This is a genomic window from Thermogutta sp. (genome assembly GCF_014359955.1).
GTDB lineage: Bacteria > Planctomycetota > Planctomycetia > Pirellulales > Thermoguttaceae > Thermogutta.
Map to the genome: position 1 here is coordinate 1 of NZ_JACIYL010000153.1, position 7422 is coordinate 7422.

Sequence of the window (7422 nt, forward strand, 5' to 3'; positions counted from 1 at the left end):
GGTAAATACCGGCAGGGTTGGGGAACCCCGTTCGACCTAGCCGTTTTGGTCGGAATATCGCCCCTATTAGATTTCAGCAACCTTCAATTTGTTCGCATTTTGGACATCATTGGAGACGGGACCTATCTGGACACGTCGGGAGACCCGATTTACGACCCTTACCCGACCACGGGTTCCGCAGGATTTGACCTCGACGCCGTGGGAGTTCGGTATTTTGCTCCGGAAGCGCACATTGTTCCCGAGCCATCCGCGCTCGCCATCCTGTTAACGGCAATCCCGTTTATAGGAGTCAAGCTTGGCCGAAAATTTTGGAATGCAAAATCGGCCGGTGTGATTCAGAGGACTGAATCAGTTGGTGACCAGGTTACTCTTTCCTAAGTCGTCACATTTCTGCTGAGGAGGTGCATCCATGAGAAGCAAGCTGCGAAACGCTGTGTGGAAAACGACGCTCGCTGCGGTGGGCGTTTTGATATGTCTCCCGGTACGGGCGGGAGTGGTTGATTTTGAGGACGTGGGGGCCACGCTGCCACCCAATTCCTACTGGAACGGTTCGCCGAACGACGGCCATAACACGTTCACTTCCAACGGGTTTGTGTTCCACAACAATTACACCCAGGCCTGGGATGTATGGGATGGATTTGCTTACTCGAATAAAACGGATACGACCACGCCCGGCTACACCAATCAGTATTCCGCGATTACCGGAAGCGGTGCCAGCGGTTCGCGCACGTATGGAGTTTCATTCGTCAATCTGTGGGGGGATCTCCCGAAGATCGACGTGCCCGCGGGGGTCGCTCTCCAATCGATGCAGGTGACGAATACGACCTACGCCTATCTCTCCATGCGCGATGGGGATGCTTTCGCCAAGAAGTTTGGCGGTTCATCGGGCAATGATCCCGACTGGTTTAAACTCATTATTTACGGAAAAGACCTGGCCAATCAGTTGCTGGGCACCGTGGAGTTCTATCTGGCTGATTTCCGCTTTGCGGACAACACGCTTGATTACATTGTTAACTGGTGGGCCACGGTGGATCTCACTCCGATCAGTTCCGCGCGGATTCTCGAATTTTCGCTGGATTCTTCTGACGTGGGACCGTGGGGCATGAACACTCCGGCCTATTTCGCGCTGGACAATATCGTTTTCCAAACGCTCGGCGGCGGGGCAGAAGTCGTCCCGGAACCGGCGAGCCTCGCCCTTTTAGCTAGCGGACTTGCCGCGGCGGGGGCTGGTGCATGGCTGCGGCGCCGCAAACGTGCAGGGACGGAGCATCACGCCGGAACCCGAAAACCAGCCATGGGAATCGCTGAAGCAGCCGTGTGAAACTCGGCGATGACGTGATGTTCAGCCCGTGGACCGGGAAGCAAGGCACAAGCCCCGACTCCGCGGCACCATGGAAAAACCCCTCCGAGGACGTCGTCTCATCACGGCGTCACAGGGCCCCGGGCTCCCCTCCCCGGGGCCATCTCTTTTTGCCAGGGGCCAGGGCTGCCATCAATCGAGCGGTACAACGTCGGTGCCGCGGGAGTCAACCGAAATAACTCGTTGCCCGTCCACCACGATCTGGTACCGCGTGCCCGCCTGGCCTTGAATGACCGCCTGCCGTCCTTCGAGTCTAACGGGGAATGGCGAGACCACGCGGTGGGCTTCGTCGGCCGCGACTTCCAGTCGGTGCGGTTTTCCGTCCAGGGCCAGACGCAGATTCACCAGGGCGCAGGGGTTGATGAAAGGACCCTGGCGACGCTGGAGACGGATGTGGAAGGAGTCCGGCAGCAATCCGGCGTAATCTCCTTCTTCCCGGGGAACCTGCATCTGTTCTCCGGCAATCAGGATTCCCTCGGCCAGGCGATGCCAGTCGAGAGTGTTGTCGTAAGGGGCGAGGAGCGTCAGGGAGTACGCATACACCAGGCCGCACCACTGCACGGGAAGCCCGATCCAGTTGGGGGCCCGCCAGTTGGTCGCTCCGTATACCGGAATCGTTGCATAGAGCATTACCGGGTATTCACCCCACAGATAAACAAAGGGGATACCCGTGAGAGCCCAGCGGCGGGCCAGTTGCAGGTACTCCCTGTTGCCGGTGAGCTGGTAGCCACGCACATAGGCGTGGACCAGGTGGGCGGAAGCCAGAATGTCGGGAGTATGGAGAGATAATTCCCAGGTTTGCGCCCCGCGCGGGGTGCGGAACCGCTTCATATACTCCAGAGTCTTGATACCTGCCTCCAGTGTCCGTTTGTTCCCCGTGACATAAGCGGCATCCAGGAGAAGCACCGCAAACCGCCCGCAATAGCCGCTGGCCGTGTCTTCAAAATGACCCTTTTGGTAGGGTCCCTGATAACGAAATGAACCGTCTTCGCGTTGCTGCCGGAGGACGTTCTCCAGCTGGTTTTGCGTGATCTGGAGCCACTGTTCGGCCCGACCGGTCAGGAACCAGGCGGCTTCATCCGGCAAATGCGCCCCACCGGGGACCAGTTCCGGAACCTCCGGCAACTTGCCGGAAAGTCGCCAGATTGTGGACACCATATCCACATGGAATCTTCGCACCCAGTTGGGTTCGACGCAGTGTCCCCAGCCGTTTTCATTGTGGATGGGCCCCTCCGTCAATGCCCAAAGGCAAAGTTGCCTCTGCGCGTCCCGACCGCGAGGCGGCTCGGGTAGCGCGGGCAATCCCTTTCGCTGGACAGCCCAAAGGATCTGTTCTTCCAGACGGCTGTCTCCCACGCGCAGAACGGCGTTGATCCGGTGGCCACGCAGGGCCATCCGGTGGTCAGCCGTGCCATCGAAGACGTTCGGGGTGGCGTAGATGGGCTGCAAGTGCATGTCATCCCACGAGAGGGCGACACCCGTCCGATCTGTGACGAATGCCATCAGGGGCATCGTTACTTTGATCGGATCCGGGGCGAAACGTATGTGCTCTTCTGTCTCGATGTCCAGCGTGGAAGAGCTCCGTTCTCCCTTGCCGAGGTATTCCAGACCGGCAAACAACCCCTGCTCGAGAAGTCCCCCAGGTCGGACCACCGGTCCCTCCACTTCCTCCCCGGCCGAGTTAGTTGCTTCCAAATCGAAAGCAACTTCGCCGTTGCGAACGTGGATTTGGGCACGGACGCCCTCTCCGGCCAGGGCCAGATTATCTCCCTGATTGCTGATGGAAAGCTTGGGAACCCGGGTGATGAAGCCCGGTCCCTCCACAGCGGCGGGCGCGACGATCGGGGCGATCGCCACCAGGGTTTCCTGACCCCGACGAATGCGTGCCGCGTTATCCTGGGGTGATACCTCGAGGCGGCAGCCACCCGGCAGATCGCCAGGCACGACGGTCCAGTCGGCCGGGAGGGAATCGTCATAAACCCACACCACGCGCCGCAGGCTTTTCTCCATTTCCGGACACTGAATCTCAACGGCGACACCTTCCAGCACACGGTCTCGCCGACGGGGAACCTCGATCACTCTGTGATCCTCGGCCGGGACCTCAATTTTTCGGTTCTCCGCGATAACGAAGACGGGAGTTTTTGTTTTGTTGATGATATCGAAGCGGACACTCTTCTCAGTAACGGTGATCTCTCCTACGGCGACGTCCAATATTTTCATCGCGGTGACGCGAACACGACGAATCTCGTAAACACCGGGGGCCGCCCCGGGATCGAGCCGCAATTGCTTCAGACCACCCGGGGTCACGATCTCCACCCGATACTCGTGCCACTGCCCGTCCGCCTGGAGTGGAAAATGGCGGACCTTATCTTCACCCCATTGCGAAGATCGGCCGCAGGTCCAGTACACAGCCCCGCCTGTCGATACGGTCGTCCGCAGCTCGACGATCACCTCGCAGGCGTCGGCGGGAATCGAAAGTGGCCGGGCGAGATACGGATCTTCCCCAAAACTCTCCACGACGAGAACGCCATCCCGGACGGACAAACGGCACTGGTTGAGCGCTTGAAACCCGCTTGTGTCCGCAGCAAAGGTGATGTCGATCGATTCTCCGCGAATTCTTGGGACGGGGAGGCTGGGCCAGGTCGGGGGCGATGGCTCGCCGCAGACGCAAATCGGCAGACTCACCATCAGGACCAGTGCGGCCAAAAAAGGACTCTTCATGAGGGGCTCCTTTCGCTCGAGACTCAAATGACTCCTCCGGTTCAGCGTCCGATTCCACAGGCGAAATTGTCAACGTGTTTCAATGTTACAACATGACTCTTGGATGCTCTTGGGCCCGGTGTTTCAAGCTTTGAACAAAGTTCTGCGTGGACGGAGCTCCGGCAAGGCCACTCGCCTACAAACGGCCCCTGCGACACTGTGAATTTTCGCGTGTTGGGCGGGATTTTTCGCGATCTGGCCACTTTTTGTTCGATTTGGCACAAACCCTGCTAAAGCGTATTGGGCAAGACGTCATCCCATCGATGGGACAAAGGATGAAAACTTGTCAGGTCGGTCTGCGGTGGACCGACAGCTTGTTGGTTCCTCTGGTCCTTAGTATAAGGAGCGACAGGGTGAAGCGCGTGTTGTCTCGTATCTGGCGGGAGGAAGAAGGCGTTTTGACCTTCGAATGGATCCTCCTCATCACGGTCCTCGTGATCGGTGTGGTCGGCGGTCTCAGTGCGGTGCGCGATGCCGTGATCACGGAATTGGGCGACGTTGTCGAGGCTGTCATTTCGCTCGACCAGTCCTATTACATCGCCCATCCGTGGGATGTGCAAGTGCCTGACTGCGTCGTCGATGGTGCCTCCGACTCGTCCTACACCGATTCCGCTGGTATGGATCAGGGTCGCCTGACCACCGGTGATCTCACTCAGGATCAGGGCGCCATCGGTGATTGTGGCGACGACGTCGAAGATCCTAACCTGTGATGCAGCCATGAGCTGAACGCCTCGACAGCTTTGTCGGGCTTCCCGTCGTCACTTGAACAACCGGCTCCGCGTGGTGTGATCACCCCGGAGCCGGTTTTTCTTTACGATGTGGACAGGTTCTCTGGTGAAGGAATCGTTCCGCACTCAGTGTGAATCGGAATTTTATCCCGTCATCCTGACAATCGTGGAATGAAAATTGCGTAAGACTGTTTCTGAGGTTGAGTCGGCGTACGAGTGGCTTATCTCGGGAGACCATGTATGAAAGTGATTCGATTGGCGTGGCGCCATGTGCGGCGAAGCGAGGGAGTTTTGACCTTCGAGTGGATTCTGCTCATCACACTCATTGTGATCGGCATTGTGGGCGGGGTGTCGGCCGCTCGGGATGCCCTCGTCAGCGAACTGGGCGACGTTGTGGGCGCCCTCGTCCACATTGACCAGTCCTACACGGTGTCGGCGGACGACTCAGGTTGGGGCAACGCCTTCAGTTTCACGGACACCTTGCCCGAGTGTCCCGGCGAACAAAACCGCCCCACAACCGGCCGACCTGACCAGGGGCCTGTGGGCACGTGCTCCAATCCGTGACCGGCAGCCTCCTGTTGCCAGGAATCAACACACAGCGGGCACATGTTTTCCTGAACTAGCGCAGACAGACATACTCTTTCAACGCGTCTTATTTGACAATCGGAGGCTTTATGGCGATGGCCTTCTCACAGATGTGGAACCAGTTCCGGCGACGCCCTGTTAAAAGTGCCCGATTCGCACGTGTGAAAAACCGAGGGCGATCCCTTCCCGATCGCGCGACGCGGCGAGGCGTTCTCACTTTTGAATGGGTGATCCTCATCACGCTCCTTGTGCTGGGCGTTGTCGGTGCCTACACGGCGTTTCGGGACGGGGTCATCGACGAGTTGGGCGATATCTGTGGCGCCGTATTATCGGTGGACCAGTCGTTCGAGACGCACGCCCCAGACGACCTCCCCTGCGCAGGGAGTTGGGGAAGCTGGCAGGACGATGACGCCGCCCAGAACATAGAGCGCGGCCGGAACTTATGACAGAAACCGTGGCCGCGGTCGACACGACCAATGGTCCTTGAAAACTTTTTTCCTGGAACAAACTTTTCATCCGAGTTTTGGGAGGTGTCTTCTTTGAACATGCTGGATTCTCTCATTGTGGCGAGTGCGGTGCTTTTGGTGACTCTTGGGGCGGCCGTAACAGACCTGCGAGAACGGCGTATTCCCAACGTCCTGACGATTCCCGCCATGGTGGCGGGACTGCTTTTTCACGCTCTCTTGCCGTGGGGACAGGGCTGGCTATTCGCTCTGACGGGTTTTGCACTGGGGGCCGGCCTGCTGTTGTTGCCCTATATTCTCGGCGGCGGAGGGATGGGTGACATCAAGCTGCTTGCGGCTTTGGGGGCCTGGCTCGGCCCGCGAGGCCTCCTCATCGCCTTTGCCTGCGGCGTCATTGTGGGGGCGGTTTTTAGCCTTGTCTGTCTGGTGACCGGAAAGTCTCTGGAAGAACTCGTGCGTCCCACGGCCCGTGCCAAGCAGTCCGACCACGCCGGACCAGGCCGGGTCGCGCCCACGAGGAGGTTCACCGTTTCAAGTCGCAAGGCCCTGCCGTTCGCGGTACCCCTGGCCGTGGGAACCTGGTTGATGGTGGCGGTGGCCCTGCTGCGGGGTGCATGGTACTGATGCTTTCCACCGGCATAAGACGGCGTTCCATCGGCTTATGTGATGTTTCATTCGACTATCGGCACTGAAATTGCACAACGATGGCTCATAACGATGACAAAACCTCGGATAAGAAAGCTGACATACGGAAAAGAACTCTTCTTCAGCGAGAGTCGAGCGTCCAGGGAGGTTTTTGGTTCTTATCTGATATCGCGTGACGTTGTTGCCCAATAGAAACAGGCCACGTGCTGTGTTGCTCATTTGTAACAAAGGAGAGGAACTTCCATGAAACGTGTCAGTCCTGCGGGTGTGACATTCATCGTGGTGGCCATTATGGTGGGACTGGGGGCGGCCTACGCGGTTCGGCATCTGTCCCGACCCGCCGAACACCAGGCCAGAGCGCCCGGTAAAAAAATGACCAAGATCGTAGTGGCCAAGTACAATCTCGGCCAGTACACACGGATTATCGACGACTATGTGGAAGAGGTCGCCGTGCCCGCCGACAAGGTCCCGGAAGGGGCGTTGACGCTGAAGTCTCGGGCACTCTATCGCCTCGCCAAGGTGACGATTCCCGCCGGCCAGCCGATTCGGGAACAGGACCTCTACGAGGTGGGCGAGGTCCCCCTGCTCTCCGAGCGATTGCCGCCCGGTTATCGTGCCGTAACTCTGGCCGTGGACGCCAAAGCGGCGGTCAACGGGATGATTCAGCCGGAAAGTCTGGTGGACATCACGCTCACGGTGAAGAACGATCGCCCGGAATTTGGCGGGATGGCCACTCTGACACTCCTGCGGCGGGTTCGCGTCCTGGCAACGAGCCGGAACCGCTTCCCGGCTGCCGAAGACCGTCCCACCGATCTCCGGAACATTACCGTGGCGGTGACCCCCGAGCAGGCCAACAAACTCATTTTGGCGGAAAAGTACG

Annotated in this window: 7 protein-coding genes and 1 pseudogene; 7 read left to right on the plus strand and 1 reads right to left on the minus strand. The window is 58.8% G+C overall.

Features of this window, described 5'->3' with window-relative positions:
- Positions 1 to 378, plus strand: a pseudogene (locus H5U08_RS06725) (hypothetical protein); the annotation flags it as partial.
- A gap of 31 nt (positions 379 to 409) precedes the next feature.
- Entirely contained in the window at positions 410 to 1321 is a 912-nt protein-coding gene (locus H5U08_RS06730; protein ID WP_297031501.1) for a DUF4465 domain-containing protein, read from the plus strand.
- 171 nt (positions 1322 to 1492) lie between these two features.
- Here H5U08_RS06730 and H5U08_RS06735 read toward each other — a convergent pair whose 3' ends face one another.
- Complete coding sequence (locus H5U08_RS06735; protein WP_297031503.1) at positions 1493 to 4081, minus strand: hypothetical protein; 2589 nt, start codon at positions 4079 to 4081, stop codon at positions 1493 to 1495.
- Between the two features lie 392 nt (positions 4082 to 4473).
- Here H5U08_RS06735 and H5U08_RS06740 point away from each other — a divergent pair, with 392 nt between their 5' ends.
- The 5 genes from H5U08_RS06740 to cpaB all read left to right on the plus strand — a co-directional run.
- A complete protein-coding gene (locus tag H5U08_RS06740) occupies positions 4474 to 4830 on the plus strand; it encodes a hypothetical protein (RefSeq protein ID WP_297031504.1) in 357 nt (118 codons plus the stop codon).
- Positions 4831 to 5088: 258 nt separating this feature from the next.
- Positions 5089 to 5412, plus strand: a complete 324-nt coding sequence (locus H5U08_RS06745; RefSeq protein ID WP_297031506.1) for a hypothetical protein — start codon at positions 5089 to 5091, stop codon at positions 5410 to 5412.
- A 110-nt stretch (positions 5413 to 5522) separates the two neighbouring features.
- The gene (locus H5U08_RS06750; protein ID WP_297031508.1) at positions 5523 to 5879 is read left to right on the plus strand and encodes a hypothetical protein; all 357 of its coding nucleotides are present in this window, start codon (positions 5523 to 5525) and stop codon (positions 5877 to 5879) included.
- Positions 5880 to 5978: 99 nt separating this feature from the next.
- On the plus strand, positions 5979 to 6521 hold the full coding sequence (locus tag H5U08_RS06755; RefSeq protein WP_297031509.1) for an A24 family peptidase: 543 nt from the start codon (positions 5979 to 5981) through the stop codon (positions 6519 to 6521).
- A gap of 264 nt (positions 6522 to 6785) precedes the next feature.
- Positions 6786 to 7422: Flp pilus assembly protein CpaB (cpaB, locus tag H5U08_RS06760; RefSeq protein ID WP_297031510.1), on the plus strand; the 637-nt coding region annotated here is incomplete at its 3' end.

Coding starts and splice junctions, on each gene's coding strand:
- H5U08_RS06750 (WP_297031508.1), top strand. CDS start 5,523: ATGGCGATGGCCTTCTCACAGATGTGGAACCAGTTCCGGCGACGCCCT.
- H5U08_RS06755 (WP_297031509.1), top strand. CDS start 5,979: ATGCTGGATTCTCTCATTGTGGCGAGTGCGGTGCTTTTGGTGACTCTT.
- H5U08_RS06730 (WP_297031501.1), top strand. CDS start 410: ATGAGAAGCAAGCTGCGAAACGCTGTGTGGAAAACGACGCTCGCTGCG.
- H5U08_RS06745 (WP_297031506.1), top strand. CDS start 5,089: ATGAAAGTGATTCGATTGGCGTGGCGCCATGTGCGGCGAAGCGAGGGA.
- H5U08_RS06735 (WP_297031503.1), bottom strand. CDS start 4,081: ATGAAGAGTCCTTTTTTGGCCGCACTGGTCCTGATGGTGAGTCTGCCG.